Origin of the sequence: Microbacterium sp. MYb62 (assembly GCF_002979475.1) — a bacterium.
Classification (GTDB): domain Bacteria; phylum Actinomycetota; class Actinomycetes; order Actinomycetales; family Microbacteriaceae; genus Microbacterium.
On the sequence record NZ_PCOY01000002.1, the window covers coordinates 459,959 to 483,411 of the forward strand.

20 protein-coding genes are annotated in these 23,453 nt (G+C 69.2%); 18 read left to right on the forward strand and 2 right to left on the reverse strand.

The features are described 5' to 3' along the window. Positions 1-46: 46 nt before the first annotated feature. Positions 47-799 carry an IclR family transcriptional regulator gene (locus CQ042_RS04725; protein ID WP_181157438.1) on the forward strand — a complete coding sequence of 251 codons (753 nt, stop codon included), beginning with the start codon at positions 47-49 and terminating at the stop codon, positions 797-799. 82 nt (positions 800-881) lie between these two features. Here the strand turns inward: CQ042_RS04725 and CQ042_RS04730 are convergent, their stop codons facing one another. Next, positions 882-1,844, reverse strand: coding sequence for an NADP-dependent oxidoreductase (locus CQ042_RS04730; protein ID WP_105669183.1), 963 nt, complete (start codon positions 1,842-1,844; stop codon positions 882-884). Between the two features lie 35 nt (positions 1,845-1,879). Further along, positions 1,880-3,076 (reverse strand): MFS transporter, encoded by a 1,197-nt coding sequence (locus CQ042_RS04735; protein WP_105669184.1) that lies wholly within the window; start codon positions 3,074-3,076, stop codon positions 1,880-1,882. Positions 3,077-3,191: 115 nt separating this feature from the next. Here CQ042_RS04735 and CQ042_RS04740 point away from each other — a divergent pair, with 115 nt between their 5' ends. From CQ042_RS04740 to CQ042_RS04820, 17 genes are all read left to right on the forward strand, one after another. Continuing rightward, positions 3,192-3,653 (forward strand): MarR family winged helix-turn-helix transcriptional regulator, encoded by a 462-nt coding sequence (locus tag CQ042_RS04740; protein WP_105669185.1) that lies wholly within the window; start codon positions 3,192-3,194, stop codon positions 3,651-3,653. A gap of 48 nt (positions 3,654-3,701) precedes the next feature. Further along, positions 3,702-4,541, forward strand: coding sequence for a sugar nucleotide-binding protein (locus CQ042_RS04745; RefSeq protein WP_105669186.1), 840 nt, complete (start codon positions 3,702-3,704; stop codon positions 4,539-4,541). Next, positions 4,538-5,164 (forward strand): DUF1684 domain-containing protein, encoded by a 627-nt coding sequence (locus CQ042_RS04750; protein WP_105669187.1) that lies wholly within the window; start codon positions 4,538-4,540, stop codon positions 5,162-5,164. Before CQ042_RS04745 ends, CQ042_RS04750 begins: the two co-directional genes overlap by 4 nt. A gap of 263 nt (positions 5,165-5,427) precedes the next feature. Then, on the forward strand, positions 5,428-7,059 hold the full coding sequence (locus tag CQ042_RS04755; protein ID WP_105669189.1) for an ABC transporter substrate-binding protein: 1,632 nt from the start codon (positions 5,428-5,430) through the stop codon (positions 7,057-7,059). 127 nt (positions 7,060-7,186) lie between these two features. After that, a complete protein-coding gene (locus CQ042_RS04760) occupies positions 7,187-8,812 on the forward strand; it encodes an ABC transporter substrate-binding protein (protein ID WP_181157439.1) in 1,626 nt (541 codons plus the stop codon). Between the two features lie 14 nt (positions 8,813-8,826). Continuing rightward, positions 8,827-10,182: an amidohydrolase family protein gene (locus CQ042_RS04765; protein ID WP_105669192.1), complete on the forward strand. Its 1,356-nt coding sequence runs from the start codon at positions 8,827-8,829 to the stop codon at positions 10,180-10,182. A 157-nt stretch (positions 10,183-10,339) separates the two neighbouring features. Then, positions 10,340-11,689, forward strand: coding sequence for an amidohydrolase family protein (locus tag CQ042_RS04770; RefSeq protein ID WP_105669194.1), 1,350 nt, complete (start codon positions 10,340-10,342; stop codon positions 11,687-11,689). Between the two features lie 58 nt (positions 11,690-11,747). Then, the gene (locus CQ042_RS04775; protein WP_105669195.1) at positions 11,748-12,653 is read left to right on the forward strand and encodes an NAD(P)-dependent oxidoreductase; all 906 of its coding nucleotides are present in this window, start codon (positions 11,748-11,750) and stop codon (positions 12,651-12,653) included. A 51-nt stretch (positions 12,654-12,704) separates the two neighbouring features. Continuing rightward, complete coding sequence (locus CQ042_RS04780; protein WP_105669197.1) at positions 12,705-13,565, forward strand: enoyl-CoA hydratase/isomerase family protein; 861 nt, start codon at positions 12,705-12,707, stop codon at positions 13,563-13,565. A gap of 137 nt (positions 13,566-13,702) precedes the next feature. After that, positions 13,703-15,322: an ABC transporter substrate-binding protein gene (locus CQ042_RS04785; RefSeq protein WP_105669198.1), complete on the forward strand. Its 1,620-nt coding sequence runs from the start codon at positions 13,703-13,705 to the stop codon at positions 15,320-15,322. 22 nt (positions 15,323-15,344) lie between these two features. Continuing rightward, on the forward strand, positions 15,345-17,000 hold the full coding sequence (locus tag CQ042_RS04790) for an amidohydrolase (RefSeq protein ID WP_105669199.1): 1,656 nt from the start codon (positions 15,345-15,347) through the stop codon (positions 16,998-17,000). Beyond that, a complete protein-coding gene (locus CQ042_RS04795) occupies positions 16,997-17,953 on the forward strand; it encodes an ABC transporter permease (protein ID WP_105669200.1) in 957 nt (318 codons plus the stop codon). The genes CQ042_RS04790 and CQ042_RS04795 overlap by 4 nt, the downstream gene beginning before the upstream one ends. Further along, positions 17,953-18,843: an ABC transporter permease gene (locus CQ042_RS04800; protein WP_105669202.1), complete on the forward strand. Its 891-nt coding sequence runs from the start codon at positions 17,953-17,955 to the stop codon at positions 18,841-18,843. The genes CQ042_RS04795 and CQ042_RS04800 overlap by 1 nt, the downstream gene beginning before the upstream one ends. Beyond that, complete coding sequence (locus CQ042_RS04805) at positions 18,840-19,832, forward strand: ABC transporter ATP-binding protein (protein ID WP_105669203.1); 993 nt, start codon at positions 18,840-18,842, stop codon at positions 19,830-19,832. Before CQ042_RS04800 ends, CQ042_RS04805 begins: the two co-directional genes overlap by 4 nt. Before the next feature lie 3 nt (positions 19,833-19,835). Then, positions 19,836-20,867: an ABC transporter ATP-binding protein gene (locus tag CQ042_RS04810; RefSeq protein WP_105669205.1), complete on the forward strand. Its 1,032-nt coding sequence runs from the start codon at positions 19,836-19,838 to the stop codon at positions 20,865-20,867. Between the two features lie 25 nt (positions 20,868-20,892). Continuing rightward, complete coding sequence (locus CQ042_RS04815) at positions 20,893-22,542, forward strand: amidohydrolase (protein WP_181157440.1); 1,650 nt, start codon at positions 20,893-20,895, stop codon at positions 22,540-22,542. Between the two features lie 85 nt (positions 22,543-22,627). Further along, positions 22,628-23,404, forward strand: a complete 777-nt coding sequence (locus CQ042_RS04820) for a FadR/GntR family transcriptional regulator (RefSeq protein WP_219844807.1) — start codon at positions 22,628-22,630, stop codon at positions 23,402-23,404. Positions 23,405-23,453 lie beyond the last annotated feature (49 nt).

The window sequence follows — 23,453 nt, forward strand, 5'->3', positions numbered from 1 at the left end:
GAGACGTGGGGACAATACTCATCCCGCTATGCGGGATGATGAGGGCATGGCTGATCAGCTGGGCAGCGTGACCCGTGCCCTCGAGACCCTCCGTCTGTTCGACGGCGCGCGCCACTCGCTGAGCGTCACCGAGCTGGCGGCACTGTTGGGGTGCTCGACCTCGACGGCGCAGCGGACCATCGCCACGCTCGCCGAGCAGCACTTCCTCCGCCGCGACGACGAGACCCGCACCTACCGTCTCGGCGCCTCGGTGCTGCACCTGTCACGCGCCTGGCGGAGCGCAGCCTCCCTCGGCAGCCTCGCCCGGCCCGTGCTGGAGAGGTTGGCGCACGACACCGGCCTCAACACGACCTTCGCCGTACCCGATCACGCCCACATGCGCGTCGTGCTGTCGATCGACGGCGCCGAAGGCCCGCTGCGCGACTATCCGATGGCCAGCGAGCTGTTCCCCGCCCATGCGGGTGCCATCTCCAAGGCCTACTACGCGCAGCTGCCGCACGACCTGAGGGCGCGCTTCATCGGCGAGCGACCGATGGCGCGCTTCACGGCGGAGACCAAGACGGATCCGAAGCAGCTCGAGGAGGACTTCCTCGACATCCGTGCCCGGGGGTACTGCCATTCTCGCGGCGAGTACGACACGAACGTCTCGGCGCTGGCCGCACCGGTGTGGATGGGCAAGGAGCCGCTCGGGGCGATCGCGCTCTCCTCGCTGTCGGAGCTGGTCGTGCACCCCTCGCTCGTCGACGCCCTCCTCGCCGCCACCGGCGAGCTCGGGCGTCTGCTGACCCGCGAGGTGTGACCGGCTGGCCCGCGGCGGAGACAGGTGCGGTGCGGCGCGGTGCGGGTGATCGTGATGACTCCCACCTTCGTCGCCGCGACCGTCAGCTGATCGGACCCGCGGGAGTCGTCGAGAGCACGATCTTCCCGGTCGCATGGCCGGACATCGACCGCGTGTACGCCTCGCGCACGTCCTCCAGCGGATGCACGGAGTCGATCGGCAGTTCCACGGCGCCGTCGGCGATCAGCTGAGCGATCCCGCGGAGTTCGCACGCCCCGGCGGAAGCCCCGCCGACGCCACGGATCGGATGCCGTGCTCGGGCGTCGTAGTCGGCGATCGAGTTGATCCGGTCCGCCGGAACGCCGAGCGCGAGGGCCAGGTCGACCGTGCCGTGGCCGACGGTGTCGAGCACGGTCGTGATCCCGTCCGGTGCGGCGATGCGGAGCGCGTCGGCGAGACCGTCGCCGTAGGACAGGGGCTCGATCCCGAGTCGACGCAGCAGTGCGTGGTTGCCCGGACCGGCGGTCCCGAGGACGCGTGCGCCCTGCCGCGCGCAGAGCTGGGCGGTGAGGATGCCGACGCCGCCGGCGGCGCCGCTGACCAGCACCACGTCGCCAGGGATGATGCGCTGCGACGCCACGCTCGCGACCGCCGTGCGGCCGGTGACGTTGAGAGCGCCGGCTTCCGGGAGCGAGAGGCCGACGGGAACGCGGACGAGCCGGGCAGGATCGATCACGAGGTGATCCGCCTGCGCGTGATAGCGCAGCCCGCCGAACACGGCCTCGCCGATCCGCCATCCGTCGACGCTGTCACCGAGGCCTTCGATCGTGCCGGAGAAGTCGTAGCCGTTGCCCGATGGCAGGCTCCGCTCGTAAGGGTCGTGCATCGGCTGACCGCTGAAGAGCTTCCAGTCCACGGGGTTCACCCCGGCTGCGGCGACGCGCACGAGCACCTCGCCGGGCGCGGGAAGGGGGATGGCGCGACGCTCGATCTCGAGCACCTCGGGCCCGCCGAACCGGCGGAACACGACGCGTCTCGATGCGGTGTCCGCCGGTTCCGGTGTCATGGGGTCAGCCTAGGAGCGGGAGAGCGCGGCGGACGTCAGCCGACGCCGACGGACGCGGTGGGCGCTTCCTCCGCGGCCACGGTGTGGACGCCCCGGGCACGCGCGGCCGCGACGACCATCACGACGAGCGCGATGCCGGTGAGGATCGCCCCCATCCAGATCGGGGCGGTGTAGCCGAGCCCGGCCGAGATGCCGATTCCGCCGGCCCAGGCGCCGAGCGCGTTGCCGATGTTGAAGGCGCCGATGTTGGCGCCTGAGGCCAGGGTGGGAGCTCCGCCCGCGTAGCGCATGACGCGGCTCTGCAGCCCTGGCACCGTGCCGAATCCGAAGCCGCCCATCAGGAACAGGGCGACGATCGTGGCGATTCCGGACTGCGCCGATACCGAGAACAGGGCCAGGACGACCACCAGTGCGGCGATGAAGACGACCAGGGTGCGGTCGATCGCGCGGTCGGCGAGGCGTCCGCCCAGCCAGTTGCCGAGCACGAGTCCGGCGCCGAACAGCACGAGCAGCCACGGCACGGCTGAGCTCGCGAAGCCGCTCACCTCGGTGAGCGTGTAGGCGATGTAGGTGAAGGCCCCGAACATCCCGCCGAACGCGAGGATCGTGACGACGAGCGAGAACCACACCTGACCGGAGCGGAAGGCGGCGAGCTCGCTGCGGAGGCTGACCTGCGCGGTCGGGCGGGGGAGACGCGGCACGAGCGCGGCGATGCCGATGAAGGCCAGCACGCCGATGCCGGAGATCGCCCAGAAGGTCGAGCGCCAGCCCAGCTCCTGGCCGAGGAAGGTGCCGAACGGCACGCCGAAGACGTTCGCGGCGGTGAGGCCGGTGAACATGATCGCGATGGCGCCGGCCTTCTTCTCGGGGGCGACGAGGCCGGCGGCGACGACCGATCCGATACCGAAGAACGCGCCGTGGCAGAGCGCGGCGATGATGCGGCCGAGCATCGCCGTGCCGTAGTCGTCGGCGAGGGCGGTGAGCACGTTGCCGATGATGAACAGCACGATGAGGCCGAGCAGCACGGGCTTCTTGGGCAGCCGGGTGGCCGCGGCGGTGAGCACGAGCGCGCCGACGACGACGGCCAGCGCGTAGCCGGAGATGAGCCAGCCGGCGGCGGACTCGGTGACACCGAAGTCGTGGGCGACCTCGGGCAGCAGGCCCATGATGACGAACTCGGTGAGTCCGATGCCGAACGCCCCGATGGCGAGGGCGATCAGTCCTAGAGGCATGACGATTCTCCTGGTACATTGGTGGGGATACTTGCAGACGCCGCATATTGCGCGTCGAAGCATAATGATTGCACACGCAAGTATCCAGCGCAAGCAACTATTTCGGAGGATGGCCATGGGTATCGGTGACGACGCGGTCGAGGTGCGCGCCCAGGGGTGGCGGACCCTCGCCGCCCTGCATGGCCTGATCGAGACCGCGCTCGAACGCAGCCTTGCCGAGGCCGTCGAGCTGTCCGTGGTCGAGTACACCGTGCTCGACGCGCTCGCCCGACAGGACGGGTGGCACATGCGCATGCAGCAGCTCGCCCGCGCCGCGGCCCTGAGCCCCAGCGCCACGACCCGGCTCGTGAACCGCCTCGAAGACCGCGGGCTCCTCACCCGCATCCTCTGCGTCGACGACCGCCGTGGCATCTACACCGAGCTCACCCCCGCAGGCCGTGAGCTCTACGAGCGCGCCCACCCGATCCACGACGACACCCTCGAGCAGGTGCTCGAAGACGCGGCGGCGCAGCCGGAACTGGCACCCGTGGTCGAGGCGCTGCACGGCGTCGCCCTGCCGGCGCTCGCCGCGGGCTGAGCCGAGGAGCCTCACCCCTGAGCATCCCGATATGGGAGATTGAGGGGGATGAACGACACGAGATCGCCCCGCCGCATCCTCTTCGTCGGATACGGGAAGCTCGCCGCGAGGCTCGCACCGCGACTTCTCGAACGGGGGGACGAGATCGTCGCACTCCGGCGCAGCGATGGCACCCTGCCCGCGGGCGTCGTCGGGATCCGGGCCGATCTGTCGAGACCGCTCGCGGCACCGCTGCCCGCGGTCGATGCGATGCTCGTCACTCTTCCGCCCGGCGATACCGTGACCGCCTCCCGCGCGGCGCTGACGCACCTCGCGGAGGCTCTTCCCGCCGTGCCCTCGCGTGTCGTGTTCGTGTCGTCCACGGGGGTGTTCGAGGGGGCCCGCATCGCGCATCCGGTCACAGAGTCCGACGAACCCGTCCCGACGACCCCGCGCTCTGCAGGGCTGTACGACGGCGAGAAGGCGGCGATCGAACTGTTCGACGCCGTCGTCGTGCGGCCGGCGGGGATCTACGGACCCGGCCGCGAGTTCCTCCTGCGGAAGGTGCGCGAGGGTGCACCGGTGAACCACCGGCGCCAGACGAACCGGATCCATGAGACGGATCTGGTCAGGACGCTCGATGCGCTGTTGGGTATGGCAGAGCCTCCTCGCCTCGTGCATGCCGTGGACGCCGCCCCCGCGCCGCTCGGCGAGGTCGTGGTCTTCCTGGCGCGGGCGCTGGGTGTGGAGGTCCCGCCCGACGATCCTTCGGCCCTTCCCGGTGGGCTCGTGCACGACGGCGCGTTGCTGCGGTCTCTGCTGGGCAGCCTCGAATACCCGACGTATCAGGCGGGCTACGCGGAGATGATCGCCGAGGCCCCCGGCCCCACCCGTAGCCTGGGCGCATGACGAATCCTGCCGCACGTGCCGCTGTCGAGGTCGCTGATTGGCGGCGCCGTGTGTTCGCTCTCTACGACGCGGTGCGGATCGCCGACTCTCCCGAAGAGGCGCACGAGCTCTGGCGGATCGAGCGGGACGACCTGATGCTGCGGCATCCCGCGACCCCGCTGCTGCCACAGGACCGACCGCTGTTCGAGGGGTTGTCGATCGCCTCGTACGACCCGGACTGGCGCTTCGACCTGCCGATCCTGTCAGCCGAGCCCGGCGGATTCGAGTTCGCGACCGGGACGGATGGCGTCGTGGCCTTCGACCGCGTCGGCAGGGTCGAGATCCCGGCGCTCGGATCCCTCGACGTCTGGCGCCTGACGTCGTACGGGGGAGGGCTCTTCGTCCCGGTGCGCGATGCCCTGGCCGGTCGCCCCGGCGGGACGTACGGTGGCGGACGCTACCTGATCGACACGATCAAGGGCGCCGACCTCGGATCGGATGCGGAACGCGGGACGATCGTGCTCGACTTCAACTTCGCCTACAACCCCTCGTGCGCCTATGACCCGGCCTGGGCCTGCCCGTTGGCGCCGCCGGGCAACGACTTCACCGAGGCGATTCCGGTGGGGGAGCTGGTCCGCGGCTGACGCGATTCCGCACGGCGTCCGACGCCCGACCAGAGCTTCCCGCGCCCCGACAAGGCGAGAGGTGGCTAGGCCTCCTCGTGTGCAGAAGTTCCGCAGCATCCGCACCTGCACCGGAATGACGACGAACTGGTAACGGATAGTGGCTTGGCCATTGACGTGACGTATCGAGTGCTTATGATATTGGCTAGTCCAGTCCGAGCGGGAAATCCCCCGACGCTCGGCCCGGACCACACCCACCCAACAATGAAGTTGAGGAGTACCCGATGAAGAGTGATTCTACGTCGCGCAGACGATGGATGCCGCCTCTCGCGGCCGCTGCCGCGATCGTCCTGCTGGCCGGATGCGCGCCAGGAGGCGAGCAGAGCCAGAACTCGCCCGCTCCCCAGGAGCAGGTGTCGTTCGTGGAGGGCGGCACGGTCGCCGTCGGGGTCCACGCCGACCCCGGAAACCTCGACCCCGCCCTCGCGCTGACCCTGACCAGCTCGATGATCTACGAGTCGATGTGCGACAAGCTGTTCAACGCCGACGACACGTCGACCGTCTTCCCGCAGCTCGCCGCCGACTTCGCCGAGTTCGCCGACGACGGCGGCAGCGCGACCGTGACCCTGCGCGAGGACGTGCTGTTCGCCGACGGCACTCCGCTGGACGCCGACGCCGTGAAGTTCTCGATCGAGCGCTTCCAGACGCTGCCGGGGTCGCAGCGCGCCGCCGATCTCCGATTCATCTCCGAGGTCGAGGTCGTCGACGACCTCACCGTGCGTCTGCACTTCACCGGGCCCACCCCCGAGGGCGTCTTCTACGAGAAGCTCGCGGGGCGTGCCGGCATCCAGACGTCGCCCACCGCGGTGCAGACCCTCGGGGATGCGGCCTTCGCGGAGTCTCCCGTCTGCGTCGGGCCGTTCAAGTTCGAGAGCCGCGTGGCGCAGGACAACGTCACCCTGGTCAAGGACGACCAGTACTTCCGCGCGGACGAGGTGCACCTCGACAAGCTGATCTATCGGATCCTGCCCGACTCGAGCGTGCGGCTGACCAACCTGAAGTCCGGAGACCTGCAGGTGATCATGCGGGCTTCGCCGATCGACCTCGCCACTCTGAAGTCGGATTCGTCGCTGGTGGTCACGGAATATCCGAGCCAGGGTCACGACTACATCGCCTTCAACATGGGCAACGTGGCCGGTGCCGCGCAGCCCGCGGGAGAGATCGACTCGCCCTGGGCGCAGAACCCGGACGTCCGGCACGCCTTCGAGATGGCGATCGACCGCGAGGCGCTCGACAAGGTCGTCTACAGCGATGCGTTCGAGCCCGCCTGCGGCTTCATCGCTCCGCAGTCGCCGCTCGCCAGCGACGAGCTCCTCGCCTGCTCGGAATACGACCCGGAGGCGGCCGAGAAGCTTCTGGAGGGCGCTGGGGTGGACCTTCCCGTCGAGGGGACGATCACGTTCAGCAACTCTCCCGACTTCCGCCGCATGGCCGAGCTCATCCAGCAGATGGCGAACGAGGTCGGCTTCCGCATCGAGCTGAACCCGCAGGAGTCGACGGCGTCGATCGAGAGCGTGCAGGGCGGAGACTTCGATCTCTATCTGGGCACGTGGACCGGATTCATCGACCCGACCATCTCCCGCTTCGTCCGCAGCGACGATCCGTCCAACTGGAGTCGCTACGACGATCCGGAGGTCGACAGCCTTCTCGATGAGGCCGAGACGACGATGGACACCGACGAGCGGACGGCGATCTATGAGCAGATCGACGAGATCCTGCGCGAGGATCTGCCGATGGTGTTCCTCATCCGCCCCGGGCACATCAGCGCCTCCAGCGCCGACCTCTCCGGGATGCAGTTCCGCGGCACCGGCACCGCGGTGCCCGCCTTCGCCGGATACGTCGACACGGGCGAGTGAAAGCTCCGGAGGGGTGCGCGTGCTCCAGCCACCCCTCCGGTCATTCTTCTGCGTACGCAGAAGAGTGTGTACATTAATGGCTAAGCCAATTGTTGCCTCGGGTGTCACCCGGAAAGCGAGAACACAGATGTTCCACCACAGTCACAGCCGGAGAAGTCGACGGGCGTTCGCGATCGGGGGCAGTGCCATCGTCGCACTCCTGGCCCTCAGCGGCTGCACCGCCGCGGACGCCGCCGCGAAGCCGGCTCCGTCGGCCGATGCGGAGCTCACCGACGGAGGAACCCTCGACTTCGGCGTCTCCGGGGACCCGGGAAACCTGGATCCGACCTTCGCGGTGACGTTGACCAGCTCGATCATCTACCAGTCCATGTGCGACCGGCTCTTCCAGTACGACGAGGACGGCGCGGCTTTCCCGCAGCTCGCCGCGGAGCCCGTCTCCTTCAACGAGGACGGCACGGTCGCCACGGTCACGCTGCGCGAGGGCGTGACGTTCGCCGACGGAACCCCGATGGACGCCGCGGCGGTGGCCGCGACGCTCGAGCGCTATCAGACCGCTCCCGGTTCGCAGCGTGCGATCGACCTCACCAACCTCACGGCGGTCGAAGCCGTCGACGCCACGACCGTCACCCTGACCTTCGACTCGCCGATGCCCGAGGGCGCCTTCTACGACACGTTCGCCGACCGCACGGGCATCCCGCTCTCCCCGACCGCGCTCGCCGCCGGGGACGACGCGTTCTCGCAGCATCCGGTCTGCGTCGGAGCGTTCGCCTTCGACAGCCGCGTCGCGCAGGACAACGTGACCCTCGTCAAGGACCCGAACTACTATCGCGCCGACGAGGTGCACCTCGACAGCATCGTCTACAAGGTGCTCCCCGACTCCAGCGTCCGCACCACCAACCTGCGCTCGGGAGACCTCCAGGTCATCTACCGTGTGTCGACGATCGACGCCGCGACCCTGGAGACGACCCCCGGCGTCGAGGTGCACACGCAGCAGAGCACCGGGCACGACTACTTCATGTTCAACCTCGGCAACACGGCCGGCGCCTCCCAGCCCGCGGGGGAGCTCGACAAGCCGTGGGTGAAGGACCCGAAGGTCCGCCAGGCGTTCGAGCTCGCGATCGACCGCGACGCGCTGAACACGATCGTCTACAACGGGATGTACACGCCGACTTGCGGGTTCATGGCCCCGCAGCAGGCGCTGGCGACCGCGTCGACCCTCGAGTGCGCCCCGGCCGACCTGGACGAGGCGAAGAAGCTCCTCAAGGAGTCGGGTGTCGATCTGCCGATCAAGGCCAGCCTGGTGTTCTCGAACTCCCCGGAGTACCGCCGCATGGCGGAGACCGTGCAGCAGATGGTGGCGGAAGCCGGCTTCGAGCTCGAGCTCAACCCGCAGGAGTCGACGGCATCCATCTCGATGATCCAGGACGGAGACTTCGACATCTATCTCGGCACCTGGACGGGCGGGGCCGATCCGACCATCAGCCGTTTCGTGCAGAGCACCGATCCCTCCAACTACGGGCGCTACGCCAGCGCCGACGTCGATCGGCTGCTCGCGGAGGCCGGGTCCGAGGTGGGCCAGGACAAGCGCGCCGCCCTGTACGCGGAGATCGATGCGATCCTCCGCGAAGACATGCCGCTGGTCTTCCTGCTGCGCCCGCAGCACATCAACGCCTACAGCGACACGATCGGCGGGCTCGAGTTCCGCTTCACCGGTGCCCCGGCCCCGGCGTTCGCCGGATACCTGGCCGAGTGAGAAGGAGCACGACGATGACCGAGCAGAACTCCCTCCTGATCCGCGGCGGACACGTCGCCGCCTTCGATGCGGAGCGCACCGTGCACCGCGGCGCCGACGTGCGCATCGAGGACGGGATCATCACCGAGATCGGACCCGACCTCGACGCCCGAGGCGCCGAGGTGATCGACGCCGCCGGGGCGATCGTGTCGCCGGGCCTGAGTGATTCGCACCTGCACTTCTGGCAGTACCCCTGGCGCGGGGTGCTCTATCGCAAGTGGGGTGCCGAATACATCGACAAGCTCTACCGCATGCGGCCGAGCTATGCGCCGCAGGACACCTATGACGCCACGCTCGGTGCCGCGTACGCGATGCTCGATCTCGGAGTCACGAGCGCCCTGGACTACATGCACGGCGCGAACCAGACCCCGGAGCACCTGGATGCCTCGATCGATGCGCACCGCCGCGCCGGGATGCGCATCGGCCTCGGCTACTCGATGACGATGAGCGCCGATCGGCCGGAAGCCGACCGGGAGAAGGCGCGTGCCGGCCGACTGGCGGACATCGACCGGCTCCGTGCCGACGCTCGCGTCGTGGAGTCCTCGACGCTCGACATCGTGCTCGCGTCGCTGAACCCGGCCATGGAGCGGATGGAGCGCGTCACGGAGGAGTTCGCGTTCGCCCGGGAGCGCGGGATGATGATCACGATCCACCAGAACGACTACGGCGAGGTGGCCGCCCTGCACCGGCAGGGGTTGCTCGGCGACGATCTGGTCGTCGTGCACTCCAACCCCATCAGCGAGCGCGAGCTCGACTGGATGGCGGAGGCCGGCGTGGTGATGAGCGTGACCTCGCAGTCGGAGTCGCTCTCCGGCAAGTCGATGATGCCCACCCGGAAGGCGTTCCGACAGGGGGTGCAGCTGGCCTTCGGCGTCGACTCACCCGTGTTCACGCCGCTGAACCTGCGGACGGACCTCAAGGCGGTGTTCAACTCGCTCACGACGCTGGACGGGGACGACGTCTACCGCGGGCTGCGGATGCCGGTGGACCCGGAGCTCGATCCGGCGACGGTCGACTACGACGACGTCCTGCGGGCCTGCACGGTCGGCGGCGCCCAGGCCATCGGCCGGAAGGGGCAACTGGGCGAGCTGCGGGTCGGCCAGCTCGCCGACGTCGTCGTGATCCGCCCGGCCGATCCGGATCCGGCGCTCGACGACCCCACCGCCCACCTGCTCCTGGGGGCACCGCCGGCGCAGGAGGTCGAGACGGTGATCGTCGGCGGCGTCGTGCGCAAGCGCGACGGGAAGCTCCTTGGGATCGACCCGGAGGAGCTCGCCGAGATGAACCATCGCGCGCGGCAGCGGGCGATGCGCGTGCTCCAGGAGTCCTGATCCGCACACGCGGCGCTTGACTCCAGTTGGCTTAGCCACTTACTATTGTGGCTAAGCCAACTGTGACACGATTGCAGGACAAGACGATGATGTCGGCCCCGGCCTTCATCGATGCGCCCCTCGGGATCTCCGAGGAGGCAGAGGAGAGGAGAGCCGAATGGGTGCACAGGCCATCGTGCTGCGCGGCGGAGACGTCGTCACCCTGGATGACGAGTCCACGCTGCGTCGGGGGACCGACGTCCGTGTCGAGGGTGATCGGATCGTCGCGATCGGTACGGACCTCGACACCGCCGGCGCGGAGGTGATCGATGCGCACGACGCCATCGTCGCCCCCGGGCTCGTCGACACGCACATCCACACCTGGCAGTACGCCATGCGCTCCGAGATGCAGCGCAAATGGGGCGAGAACTACCTGCGGGTGTTCCACCGGATCCGCGACGGCTACACGCCGCAGGACACCGGCGACGCCGCGCTCGCCGCCGCGTACGAGATGATCGCGCACGGCGTGACCGGAGCGGTCGACTTCCTGCACGGCTCCAACGCCTCGACCGATCATCTGGAGGCCGCCGTCGACGCGCACCTGCGTGCCGGGCTGCGCACCGTCGTCCACTACGGCACCAACGCGCCGCCCGAGCGGGCGGACTTCGAGGAGGCGCGGCGGCGACGTCTCGACGGCCTGGTCGCGTTGCGCGCCCAGCCCAAGGTCGCCGACTCCGCCCTGGTCGACATCGGCATCGGTCTCCCCACGCCCAGCGACGACCTCTTCGAGACCTTCGTCTCCGAGATCGAGTTCGCCCGATCCATTGGCGCGCGGATGACGTTCCACCAGAACGTCGCCGGCGAGATCGCCCGGCTGCATGCGCGCGGCCTGCTCGGTCCGGACATCGTGTCCGGGCATTCCAACGCGATCACGGATCGGGAGCTGGACGCGATGGCGGAGACCGGCACCGTGCTCTCGGTGACGCCGGGTGCCGAGATGCTCTCCGGTCGCTCGATGACGCCGACCAGACGCGGGGTGCAGCGCGGCGTGCGGGTCAGCTTCGGCGTCGACAGCGCGCTGTTCACGCCGCTCGACCTCCGCGCCGAGCTCAAGTCGATCTTCCTGGCCGTGACGTATCACGACGGCCAGGAGCTGCGCGATGCGGTGCGGATGCCGATCAACGCCGAACTGGACCCTCCGACCTTCACGTTCGAGGGCGTGCTGCGCGCCGGCAGCGTCGGTGGTGCGCACGGGATCGGGCTGGGCGACAGGCTCGGCACGGTCGAGGTCGGCTCTCTCGCCGACCTCGTCGTGATCCGGCCGCGCGACGTCGACGGCGCACTCGCCGATCCCGCCGCCTATCTGGTGCTGGGAGCACCACCGGCGGAACAGGTCGAGACCGTGATCATCGGCGGCGAGGTGCGCAAGCGCGACGGCATCCTCGTCGGCATCGACGACGACGAGCTGCGCGAGACCGGGCGCCGCGTGCGCCGAAACGCCCTCGCCCTGCTGCACGGCGCAGCCTGACCGGCTTCGCCCCACGATTCCCCCGACACCACGACCGCATCCTGAAGGAGAACAAGAGATGACTGACAACAGACCCACCATCGGCTGGCTCGGCGCGGGCCGGATGGGCTCGGTGATGATCACCCGCCTGCTGGAGAGCGGCTACGCGGTCGACGTGTGGAACCGCACCCGGTCCAAGGCCGAGGCCCTGGTCGACAAGGGCGCCACCGTCGCCGACACGGTCCAGGATCTGGCGAAGAACGACATCGTCTTCGTGATGGTCTCGACGCCGAAGGACCTCGAGCAGATCGTCCTCGGCGACGGCGGCCTGCTCTCCGCCGAGGACCGGCCGCAGATCATCGTCGACTGCTCCACGGTGAACACCGAGGCCTCCGCCGCGGTGCGTGCAGCCGTCAACGAGGCCGGCGTGGGCTTTCTCGCCTCGCCGGTGAGCGGCAACCCGCACATGGTCGAGGGGGGAGAGGCGCTGTTCGTCGCCTCGGGGCCGCGCGAGGTCTTCGACCGCGCGGAGCCCGTGCTCGCCACGATCGGCAAGGCCGCGGTCTACGCGGGTGAGCAGGAGCAGGCGCGTCTGGTGAAGATCTGCCACAACCTGTACCTGGGGCTCATCGTGCAGTCCATCAGCGAGGTCACGACCCTCGCCGAGAAGTCGGGGGTGGACCGTGCGGCCTTCCTCGAGTTCATGAACAACACCGTGCTGGCGACGCCGTGGGTGACGCGCCGCACCGCCGACATGCTGTCGCTGGACTGGACGCCGACGTTCACCACGGAGCTCCTGCGCAAGGACTTCGATCTCGGCCTCGCAGCCGCGCGCGCCGAAGAGGTCACGATGCCCCTCGCCGCGAGCGTGCTGCAGCTCATCCAGGCGGCGATCGGCCGCGGCTACCGCGACAAGGACTTCCTGTCGCTGTTCGAGGTGCAGGCGGCTTCGAGCGGCATGCACCTGGAGCCCCAGGGCGACTGACCTCCGTGCGCACCGCGACGACGCGATGCGCGTGAATCGAAAGGAACACACATGTCACTGCAGGAATTCGTCGATCCTCCCCGGTTCGAGGACTACAGCGAGCAGTTCAAGGACTTCTTCCACATGGAGCGCCGCGACGACGGCGTGATCTGGGTCCAGCTGCACACCCTCGGCGGGCCGGTGCAGCTCAGCGTGCAGAATCACCGCGCGCTGGGACAGATGCTCAAGATCGTCGCCTCGGATCCGAAGAACGAGCTGATGATCCTGACCGGCACCGGCGACGAGTTCATGATGGACTCGGATCCGGAGGGGTTCGCCCTCGAGGAGGAGGACCTTCCCTACTGGGCGTACGAGTACGCGTACAAGGACGGGCGCATCAATGTGAGCTCGCTGGTCAACGACTTCGAGATCCCGACGATCGGCATCCTGAACGGCCACGGCTTCCACTCCGAGATCGTGCTGATGTGCGACATCACCCTGATGGCGGAGGAGGCTCGTCTGTACGACCTTCACTACGACATCAGCTCGGTGCCCGGCGACGGGATCCACAACGCGTTCCAGGAGCTGCTCGGCACCAAGCGCGCCGCGTATGCGTTGCTGACGGGTGAGGCGATCGACGCGCCGACGGCGCTCGAGTACGGGATGGTCAACGAGATCCTTCCGCGCGAGGCTCTGCGCGAGCGCGCCTTCCGGATCGCCGACCACATCATGAAGCAGCCCAGGGTGACGCGCCGACTGACGACGCAGATCATCCGGCGTCCGTGGAAGCGGCGCGTGCTGGAGGACCTGGACGGCGGCTTCGGCATCCAGATGTTCGGGCACCTGGCGAAGCAGGCGTCGATCCATTCGAAGGATCACATCGCCGGCAACGGCACCTACGTCCGCGAGGGCCGTCGGAACAACTTCGACTGACCCCGCGCCGGGGTCCCGCGCGTTTGACGCGGGGACCCCGGCGTCCTATAGTGGCTATGCCACTTTGAGCACTCCGTACGGCATCCCCGTCCCCCACAGCTTTCACGTCCCGCAGCAACGACGCTTCAGGAGTCCCCATGTCCGCTTCCGCACCCCGCGCCCCCCACCGGGTCAGCGCCCTCGCCGTCATCGCCGCCGGCGCGCTCGCGCTCACCGCATGCACACCCGCCGCGGACACGCCGCAGACGACGTCCGCCGCCGGAGAGATCGTCGACGGCGGCTCCCTCCGCGTCGGCATCCACGCCGAACCGGGCAATCTCGATCCGACGTTCGCCTCGACCTTCACCTCCGTGACCATCTACAACACGATGTGCGAGCTGCTCTACAACGTGGACGCCGACGGGGTGGTGTATCCGCAGCTCGCCGCCGCGGCGCCCGAATTCGACGAGACCGGCACCGTGGTCACCGTCCCGCTGCGCGAAGGCGTCCTCTTCCAGGACGGCACCCCCTTCGACGCCGCCGCCGTGAAGGCGACGCTGGAGCGCAACCTCACTGCCGAGGGATCCCAGCGCACCAACGAGCTCGACGCGCTGGAGAGCGTGGAGGTCGTCGACGACCACACCGTGCGCATGCACCTCGACGAGCCCGTCGCGCAGGGCGTCTTCGACGTCATGTTCACGGATCGCGCCGGCATCATGCTCTCGCCGACGGCCTTCCAGGACGCCGCCGCCTTCGAACAGCACCCCGTCTGCGTCGGTCCCTTCGAGTTCGGCACCAGGGTCGCGCAGGACAGCGTGACACTCCTGGCCGACGAGGAGTACTACGACAGCGCCCAGGTGCACCTCGACGAGATCATCTACAAGATCATCCCCGACACCAGCGTGCGGGCGACCAACCTCCTCTCCGGCGACATCGACGTCATGGAGAAGGCGGACGCGACCTCGCTCGCGGTCCTGGAGCCGGCGTCGGACGTGGTGGTCGAGCAGTTCCCGAGCATCGGCTACTACAACCTCGAGTTCAACGTCGGGAATGTGGGCGGCGCACCCGGGGATGCCGCCGACATCGACTCGCCCGTCGCCGCGGATGCCGCGCTCCGGCAGGCGCTCGCGCTCACGATCGATCGGGACGCGATCAACGCGGCCGTCTTCAGCGGTGCGTTCGAACCCGCCTGCGGATTCATGGCTCCGAGCAGCCCTCTGGCCAGCGACACCACGCTCGCCTGCCCGGGGCCCGACATCGAGAAGGCGAAGGGGCTGGTGGCCGAGAGCGGTGTCGAGACGCCCATCCGCGTCGAGCTGATGATGAACCAGCAGCCGGAGTTCCGGCGCATGGGCGAGGTCATCCAGCAGATGGCCGCCGAGGCCGGTTTCGAGATCGTGCTCGACGTGCAGGAGTCGACCACGACCGTCGACCGCGGCTACGGCGGCGACTTCCAGCTCTACATGAACACCTGGTCGGGCCGGATCGACCCGGATGCGAACATCAGCCTCTTCGCGATGAGCGACAGCCCCCGCAGCATGTCGAAGTACTCCGACCCCGAGGTGGACCGGCTGCTCATCGACGCCCGCTCCAGCAGCGATCAGGACGCCCGGATCGACGCGTACGACGAGATCCAGCAGATCCTCGACGAGGACATGCCCTTCATCTACCTGATCCGCCCGACGAACATCGTCGGCATGGGCGAATCCGTCACCGGCGTCCGCTTCCGTCCGAACGGCAGCGTCGTCGTCGGCAACGCCGGATTCCTCTCCGAATAACCCCCTCAGAAAGGCCAAGACCATGACCTCCGCAGTTCCGGACGCCGACCTCATCCTCCGCAACGGTCTCATCAGCACACTCAGCTCGGACGACGCGGTTCCCGCCGAGACCACCGCGATCGCCATTCGAGGGGGATCGGTCCTCGCCGTCGGAAGCGACGCGGCCATGCAGGCGCATCGGGGAGCGGCCACGCGCGTCGTCGATCTGCACGGACGCCGGGTCGTCCCCGGTCTCATCGACTCGCACGTGCACTTCGTCCGCGCCGGACGCACCTGGAACGACGAGGTGCGCTGGGAGGACGTGTACGACCTCGCCGACGGGCTCGCCGCCATCTCCGCACGGGCCGCCGAGATCGGACCGGGACGCTGGATCCGCGTGATCGGAGGATGGGACGAGCGCCAGTTCGCCGGGGGGCGCGGTCCCACCCGGGAAGAACTGGACGGGGCGGCCCCGCAGAACCCCGTGTACGTGCAGATGCAGTACACCTACGCCGTCTTCAACACCCGCGGGGTCGAGGAGCTCGGTCTCGACGAGGCCGGTGTCGCCGCCAGCCCCGACCCGCAGGGCTTCCAGCGCGATGCGGACGGTGCCCTCACCGGGCGCGGCGACGGCATGAAGCTGATGACCTGGTTCTACTCCCAGCTCCCCGCCCCGACCTTCGAGGAGCAGACCGCATCGACCGCGGCGCTGTCCATCGAGTTCGCGCGTCTCGGCATGACCGGCGCGATCGACGGCGGCGGCGTGAACACCGGCCCGAGTGCGTACGGCCCCATCCACGAGGCCTGGCGCCGCGGCGACCTCAAGACCAGGGTGCGCCTCTACAAGCACGCGACCGCCGAGGGCACGGAGGACGACGACTACGCCGGCTACGTGCGATTCGAGCACCCGCGCTTCGGCGACGACCTGCTGCGGGTCAGCGGTATGGGAGAGGTCATCCTGTACCGCTCGCACGACCGCATCGCCGAGCCGGGCGACATCTCCGATCAGGCGATGTCGGAGACGAAGGCCTATCTGCACGCCTTCGCCAAGGCCGGGTTCGCCGTGCAGGTGCACGTGCACCAGCGGGAGTACTTCCTGCGTCTGCTCGACGTGATGGACGAGATCCACGCCGAGACGCCGATCGACGAGCTCCGCTGGGGGTTCGTGCACGCCGAGTCGACGTACGCAGAGGACATCCCCCGTCTGAAGCGGCTCGGGATCGGCATGATGTTCCAGTCGCTGCTGCGCCTGAACGGCGAAGAGGCGATCGCGGTGTGGGGCGAGGAGCGCGTCGCCCGCTCGCCCGAGCTCCGTGACATCCTCGACGCGGGGGTGCCGGTCGCCCTCGGATCCGACGCCATGCGCGTCGCCTCGTACAACCCCTGGTCGAGCCTGGAGTGGTTCCTCACGGGGCTGACCGTGACGGGAACGCCCACGCTGCTCGCCCCGCACCTGATCAGCCGGGAGGAGGCCCTGCGCGGCTACACCCACGGCGGCTCCTGGTTCACACACGAGGAGGACCTGCGCGGACGTCTCGTCCCCGGTCAGCTCGCCGACCTCGCCGTGCTCTCCGCGGACTACTTCACCATTCCGGTGGAGGAGGTGCGGCACATCACCTCCGCGCTCACACTGCTCAGCGGAGAGCCGATCTGGGACCCCGAGGGCCTCGTGCCCGCAGCCGAGCCGGGGCAGGGATGATCGGCTTCATCCTCAACCGCACCGGCCAGGCGCTGATCACGCTCCTGCTGGCCGTCGTCGTCGTGTTCCTCGGCGTCCGGGCACTGCCCGGCGACGCGGCGACGGCGATGGCCGGGCAGGACGGCGACCCCGCCTCGATCGAGGCGATCCGCCAGCTCTACGGTCTGGATCAGCCGCTGCCCGTGCAGTTCGTCCGCTATCTGGGACAGCTGGTCCAGGGCGACCTCGGCCGCTCCACCTCCAGCGGCGTCCCTGTGACGGAGGTGATCAGTCGAGCCCTCCCGGTCACGGTCGAGCTGGCGCTGCTCTCCATGATCGTCGCGGTCGTCGTCGGCATCCTGTTCGGGATCCTGGCGGCGGTGCGCCAGGGCAAGCCCGCCGAGTGGCTCGTCAACGCCGCAGCCCTGCTGGGACTGTCCGTCCCCAGCTTCTGGCTCGGCCTCATGGCGATCCTGCTGTTCTCGGTCGTTCTCGGGTGGCTCCCCGCCTCCGGTTTCGTCCCGATGTCGGAGAGCGTCTACGAGAACCTCGAGCACATGATCATGCCGTCGATCATCCTCGGCACCGGCATGGCGGCCGTGATCATCCGGCAGACGAGAGCGGCCATGCTCGAATCGCTCAGCGCCGACTACATGCGCACGGCCAAGGCCAAGGGGCTCGCGCCCGGGGAGACCGTGTTCCGGCACGCGCTGCGCAACAGCCTCATCTCGGTCGTCACGATCATCGGCCTCCAGCTGGGCTTCCTGATCTCCGGTGCCGTCGTCACCGAGCAGGTGTTCGTGATCCCCGGCCTGGGCAAGCTCACCCTCGATGCCATCTTCACCCGCGACTATCCGTTGATCCAGGGGGTCATCCTGGTGGTCGCGGCCGGATACATCCTGATCAACCTGCTGACCGACGTCGTCTACTCGGTCATCGATCCCCGTATCCGCGTTCGAGGAGAGGCCCACTGATGAGCCTGACCACACCCATTCCCCGCCCCGTCGCACCCGCGCGGGCGAAGCGGGCGGCGCGCTGGCGGGTCCTGCGCACCGCACTGCAGCGTCCTTCGGGACTCGTCGGGCTGATCCTCGCGATCCTCATGGTGATGATCGGGGTGCTCGCCCCGATCATCGCGCCGGCTTCGCCGGAGGCCACCGACTTCGGGGCGCTGCTGCAGCCCCCGTCGTTCGCCCACCTGTTCGGCACCGACGAACTCGGCCGCGATCAGCTCTCGCGCGTGATGTACGGCATCGGCGCCTCCGTGCAGATCGGCCTGCTGTCCGTGCTCCTCGCCGCGCTCGTCGGCGTCCCGCTCGGACTGATCGCCGGCTACTACCCGAAGCTCGACTCGCCCATCGCGCGCTTCCTCGACGTCATGCTCGCGTTCCCGAACCTGATCCTCGCGGTCGGGCTCGCCGCGATCCTGGGACCGAGCGCCACCAACGCCATGATCGCCCTCGCCGTCGGCGGCATCCCCGGATTCGCCCGCGTGATCCGCGGCGAGGTGTTCCGGTTGCGCGGACTCGACTTCGTCCAGTCCGCCGTCGCGGCCGGTGCGGGCGACGGACGCGTGCTGTTCCGGCACATCCTGCCGAACGCCTCGAGCGCCCTCCTCGTGCAGATCACGGTGTCGATCCCGCACGCCGTGCTGGGCGAGGCGGCGCTGTCGTTCCTCGGACTCGGAATCCGCCCGCCGGCTCCTTCGCTGGGAACCATGCTGTCGAACGCGCAGCCGTTCCTGCAGACCGGACCGTGGATGGCGGTCTTCCCCGGACTCACCATCATCCTCATCACCCTCGCATTCAACCTCTTCGGCGACGCGATGCGCGACGCCCTGGACCCGAAGGGACGCAGACGATGAACGTGCTCGAGGTCGAAGGGCTGAGTGTCACATTCGACACGGCGGCCGGACCCGTCGTCGCCGTCGACCGGCTCGACTACGAGGTGCGCGAGGGCGAGATCCTCGCGATCGTGGGGGAGTCGGGATGCGGAAAGAGCGTCGGTGTGCTGTCCCTGCTGGGTCTGCAGGCCGAAGGCGCAGACGTGACCGGCAGCGTGCGCTACCGGGGGACCGACCTGCTGGACGTCTCCGAGTCGAAGCTGCGCGAACTGCGCGGACGCGACATCGCCTACATCTTCCAGGATCCGATGACCGCGCTCAACCCGCTGATGACGGTGGGCACGCAGGTCGCCGAGACGCTGCGCAAGCACCTCGGCATGTCGAAGCGCGCCGCGCGGGAACGGGTCGTCGAGCTGCTGGAGATCGTGGGCATCCCCGCGGCCCGCGAGCGGCTCGGCGTGTACCCGCACCAACTGTCCGGCGGCATGCGTCAGCGCGTGATGATCGCGATGGCCATCGCCTGCGACCCCCAGCTGCTCATCGCCGACGAGCCGACGACGGCACTCGACGTCACCGTGCAGGCCGGCATCATCGAGACGCTGAAGGAGATCCGCGACCGGCTGGGGATGGCGGTCATCATCATCACCCACGACATGGGGGTCGTCGCCGACATCGCCGATCGCGTCGTGGTGATGTACGCGGGCAAGAGCATCGAGCAGGCGCCGGTCGTCGAGCTCTTCGAGCACCCGACGCATCCGTACACCCGCGGGCTGCTCGAAGCCGTCCCGCAGCGCGGGCAGCATGCCACCACCGATCGCCTGCGCGGCATCTCCGGGAACGTGCCGGTGCTGCGCGCCGTCGCGACCGCGTGCTCGTTCGCCGACCGGTGCGCCTTCGCCACCGACCTGTGCCGTGAGGCGCGGCCCGTGCACGAACCCGTGGACGGCGCCGGGCACTCGGTGTCCTGCTGGCATCCGCAGTCCGGCGCTCTCCTGCAGAAAGGGGCCTGACCCATGGCCGACAACACCACCGACGACCGCCCGGAGGTCCTGGTCGTCCGGGACCTCGTCAAGCACTACCGCGTGCACGGCGGAACCGTGCGCAGCGTCGACGGCGTGAACCTCACCATCCACCGCGGCGAGATCGTCGGGCTGGTCGGAGAGTCCGGCTCCGGCAAGTCGACGATCGGGAAGATGGTCGTGTCGCTGATCAAGCCGACCGCGGGCGAGGTCGAGATCGACGGCGTCGCGATGTCGAAGCTGTCACGGCGGCGGCTCCGGCGGCTCCGCAAGAGGTTCAACATCGTGTTCCAGGACCCGGGCTCCTCGATCAACCCCCGGGGCACGGTCGGCAGCGCGATCGCCGAGCCGCTGCGCATCCACCGCATCGTGCCCTCCGCGAAGGTCGAGGAGCGGGTGCACGAGCTTCTGGAACAGGTCGGACTGCGGCCGGACACCGCCGCGCGCTTCCCGCACGAGCTCTCCGGGGGGCAGCGGCAGCGCGTGAGCCTCGCCAGGGCGCTCGCGGCGGGCCCCGACCTCCTGGTGGCCGACGAGCCGACCTCGGCGCTCGACGTGTCGGTGCAGGCCTCCGTGCTCAACCTGATCGCCGATCTGCAGAAGGACCTCGGCTTCGCCTGCCTGTTCATCAGCCACGACCTCTCGGCGATCGAGTATCTCGCCGACCGGATCGCGGTGATGTATCTGGGACGCATCGTCGAGGTCTCCGACCGGCGCGACCTCTTCGAGCGACCCCTGCATCCGTACGCCGATGTGCTGCTCGCGGCCGCGCCGCTGGCCGATCCCGTCGAGCAGCGGGAGCGGGAGCGGATCCCGCTGCGGGGGGAGATCCCGTCGCCGATGGATCCGCCGTCCGGATGCCATTTCCATCCCCGGTGCCCCCTGGCCACCGAGCTGTGCCGGACGACCGCACCCGAACTGCGCACCGTCACCCGCGACAGCGGTCGCACGAGCGAGGTGGCCTGCCACCTCGTCGCCGATGACGGCACGCGTCCCCCGTTGCCCGTCGCCTCCGCGGTCGCCTGACCTCGCCGAACTCGAAAAGGACCCCATGAGCCCGCTGCTGCACCCCGACACCATCCTCGTCAACGGAAAGGTCACCACCCTCGCCGACGGCACCTCGACGCCGCAGGAGGCCGAGGCCCTCGCGGTGACCGGCGACCGGATCGCGGCCGTCGGCTCGACCGCGCAGATCCAGGCGCTGGCCGGGCCCGCCACCGCAGTGGTCGATCTGGGCGGGCGCCGGGTGATCCCCGGGCTGATCGACGGGCACATCCACGCTCTGCGTGCGGGACGCACCTGGAACGACGAGCTGCGCTGGGAGAACGTCTACGACCTCGACGAGGCGCTGGCGATGGTCCGCGCGGAGGCGGAGCGTCAGCCGGCCGGCACCTGGATCCGTGTGGTCGGCGGATGGCACGACGGCCAGTTCCCGCAGGGGCGCGGGCCGACCAGGGCGGAGCTGGATGCGGCCGCGCCGGAGCATCCGGTCTACGTGCAGACGCGCTACGAGTACGCCCAGCTCAACACCCTCGCCATGCAGCGCATGGCGCTCGACGACGAGGTCGTCGCCCGGGTCGAGGCCGAGGCGAAGCGCACCGCGGGGGTGGGGCACTTCGAGCGGGACGAGACGGGCGCGCTCACGGGCCGCGGCTTCGGCATCGCGCTGATGAGCTGGTTCTATCGCCAACTCCCGGCCCCGACGTTCGAGGAGCAGGTGGCCTCCACCGCGGCGCTGTCGACCGAGTTCGCGCGCCTCGGCATGACCGGCGTCGTCGACGGCGGCGGCGTCAACTCCGGTCCGGAGTCCTACGGCGCGATGTACGCGGCCTGGCGGCGCGGGCTGCTCAAGACGCGCATCCGGCTGTTCAAGCACGCCACCCAGGACGGCACGGAGCAGGCGGACTTCGCCGGGTACATCCGATTCGAGCAGCCCGGGTTCGGCGACGGGATCCTGCGGGTGGCCGGTCTCGGGGAGGTGATCCTGTGGCGGAGCCACGATCGGTTCGGCATCTCCGGCGACATCTCGGAGGGCGCGGAGCAGGAGATGCGCCAGATCCTCGCGGACGCGGCCGCCCGCGGGTGGACGGTGCAGCTGCACGTGCACTCGGACGACTTCTACGATCTCGCCCTGCGCGTGTGGGAGCAGGTCCACGAGCAGCATCCGATCGACGGGCTGCGCTGGATGATGGTGCACGCCGAGCCGGTGAAGGTGGAGGACATCCCCCGATTCCGCCGTCTCGGGGCCGGGGTGAGCATGCAGTCCCTGATGCGGCTGTCCGGTGAGGCCGCGATCGCGCAATGGGGGCAGGAGCGGATCGCCGCCGCCCCGCCGGTGCGCGCGCTCCTCGACGCGGGGATCCCGCTCGCGCTGGGGTCCGACGCCATGCGCGTCGCGAACTACAACCCGTTCGTCAGCCTGGAGTGGTTCGTCACCGGCCTCACCGTGCGCGGCACCGAGACCCTGCGCGGGGAGAACCTGCACACCCGGCTCGAGGCGCTGCGAGGTTACACGCTGCAGGCGGCCTGGAGCACGTTCGAGGAGCAGGACAGGGGAAGCCTGGAGCCGGGCAAGCTCGCCGACCTCGCGGTGCTCTCCGCGGACTACTTCGACGTGCCGGCTGACCGCATCCATCTGATCACCTCGGACCTCACGCTGCTCGGCGGCGTCACGGTGTGGGAGTCGGGGGCGCTCCGTTGACGATCACCGGGCCGCAGCCGATATCACGCGGAGTCGAGGCGTTCACGGATACGCTGGCCGGATACCGCCGGGGAGGGATGAACACGTGAGATCCAAGGATGAGTCCATCGAACAGCTGATGACGGCGATGGCGAGCATCGTCCCGACGCTGTCCGACAGCGGCAGCGCCGCCGAGGACATCGCCTCGAAGATCCAGCAGCTGATCGTCTCGCGAGACCTCGAGGCGGGCGCGCGCCTGCCCTCGGAGCGCGATCTCGCCCAGGCGCTGCAGACCAGCCGGCCGACCGTGAGCCAGGCGATCCGCATCCTCGTCACCAAGGGTCTGGTCGAGTCGCGTCGCGGTTCCGGCGCCTACGTGACCCGTCGCCCGGAGGACGGGCTGGCGGCGTCGGTCGACCTCATGCTCGAGCTGAATCAGAGCTCGGTGCAGCACCTGGCTGATCTGCGCCTGTGGCTCGAGACGATGAGCATCACCCGGGCCATCGAGGAGTGCCTCGAAGAGGAGATCGTCGAGTGCGAGCTCGCTCTGCAGCAGCTGCGCGACTCCGCCGGTGACACCGCGGCCTGGATGAGCGCGGACACCAACTTCCATGCCGCCGTCGCCCGCGCCTCGCACAATCCCTATCTGGCCTCGCTGTTCGAGAGCGTCCATGCCACGCTCATCAACTACGAGTACCGCACCTGGATCCAGGAGGAGACGACGCCGCGGTGGCTGCGCAGCACCGAGGTCTCGGCGATGGCGGCGCTGCACGATCCGATCGTGGCCGCCATGCGCAACCGCGATGAAGAGGCGGGCAAGGTCGCGGTCCTGCACCACCACTACGTGATGTCCCAGCACCTCGCGGCGGCGTCGCACCCCTGATCCGATCCCCCCCGACCGCGACGAGGAGGCGAGCGCCTCCCGTCGCGGT

What these genes read in the sequence shown, in the direction of transcription:
- CQ042_RS04725 (WP_181157438.1), top strand. Translation starts at nt 47, where the DNA reads ATGGCTGATCAGCTGGGCAGCGTGACCCGTGCCCTCGAGACCCTCCGT.
- CQ042_RS04730 (WP_105669183.1), bottom strand. Translation starts at nt 1,844, where the DNA reads ATGACACCGGAACCGGCGGACACCGCATCGAGACGCGTCGTGTTCCGC.
- CQ042_RS04735 (WP_105669184.1), bottom strand. Translation starts at nt 3,076, where the DNA reads ATGCCTCTAGGACTGATCGCCCTCGCCATCGGGGCGTTCGGCATCGGA.
- CQ042_RS04740 (WP_105669185.1), top strand. Translation starts at nt 3,192, where the DNA reads ATGGGTATCGGTGACGACGCGGTCGAGGTGCGCGCCCAGGGGTGGCGG.
- CQ042_RS04745 (WP_105669186.1), top strand. Translation starts at nt 3,702, where the DNA reads ATGAACGACACGAGATCGCCCCGCCGCATCCTCTTCGTCGGATACGGG.
- CQ042_RS04750 (WP_105669187.1), top strand. Translation starts at nt 4,538, where the DNA reads ATGACGAATCCTGCCGCACGTGCCGCTGTCGAGGTCGCTGATTGGCGG.
- CQ042_RS04755 (WP_105669189.1), top strand. Translation starts at nt 5,428, where the DNA reads ATGAAGAGTGATTCTACGTCGCGCAGACGATGGATGCCGCCTCTCGCG.
- CQ042_RS04760 (WP_181157439.1), top strand. Translation starts at nt 7,187, where the DNA reads ATGTTCCACCACAGTCACAGCCGGAGAAGTCGACGGGCGTTCGCGATC.
- CQ042_RS04765 (WP_105669192.1), top strand. Translation starts at nt 8,827, where the DNA reads ATGACCGAGCAGAACTCCCTCCTGATCCGCGGCGGACACGTCGCCGCC.
- CQ042_RS04770 (WP_105669194.1), top strand. Translation starts at nt 10,340, where the DNA reads ATGGGTGCACAGGCCATCGTGCTGCGCGGCGGAGACGTCGTCACCCTG.
- CQ042_RS04775 (WP_105669195.1), top strand. Translation starts at nt 11,748, where the DNA reads ATGACTGACAACAGACCCACCATCGGCTGGCTCGGCGCGGGCCGGATG.
- CQ042_RS04780 (WP_105669197.1), top strand. Translation starts at nt 12,705, where the DNA reads ATGTCACTGCAGGAATTCGTCGATCCTCCCCGGTTCGAGGACTACAGC.
- CQ042_RS04785 (WP_105669198.1), top strand. Translation starts at nt 13,703, where the DNA reads ATGTCCGCTTCCGCACCCCGCGCCCCCCACCGGGTCAGCGCCCTCGCC.
- CQ042_RS04790 (WP_105669199.1), top strand. Translation starts at nt 15,345, where the DNA reads ATGACCTCCGCAGTTCCGGACGCCGACCTCATCCTCCGCAACGGTCTC.
- CQ042_RS04795 (WP_105669200.1), top strand. Translation starts at nt 16,997, where the DNA reads ATGATCGGCTTCATCCTCAACCGCACCGGCCAGGCGCTGATCACGCTC.
- CQ042_RS04800 (WP_105669202.1), top strand. Translation starts at nt 17,953, where the DNA reads ATGAGCCTGACCACACCCATTCCCCGCCCCGTCGCACCCGCGCGGGCG.
- CQ042_RS04805 (WP_105669203.1), top strand. Translation starts at nt 18,840, where the DNA reads ATGAACGTGCTCGAGGTCGAAGGGCTGAGTGTCACATTCGACACGGCG.
- CQ042_RS04810 (WP_105669205.1), top strand. Translation starts at nt 19,836, where the DNA reads ATGGCCGACAACACCACCGACGACCGCCCGGAGGTCCTGGTCGTCCGG.
- CQ042_RS04815 (WP_181157440.1), top strand. Translation starts at nt 20,893, where the DNA reads ATGAGCCCGCTGCTGCACCCCGACACCATCCTCGTCAACGGAAAGGTC.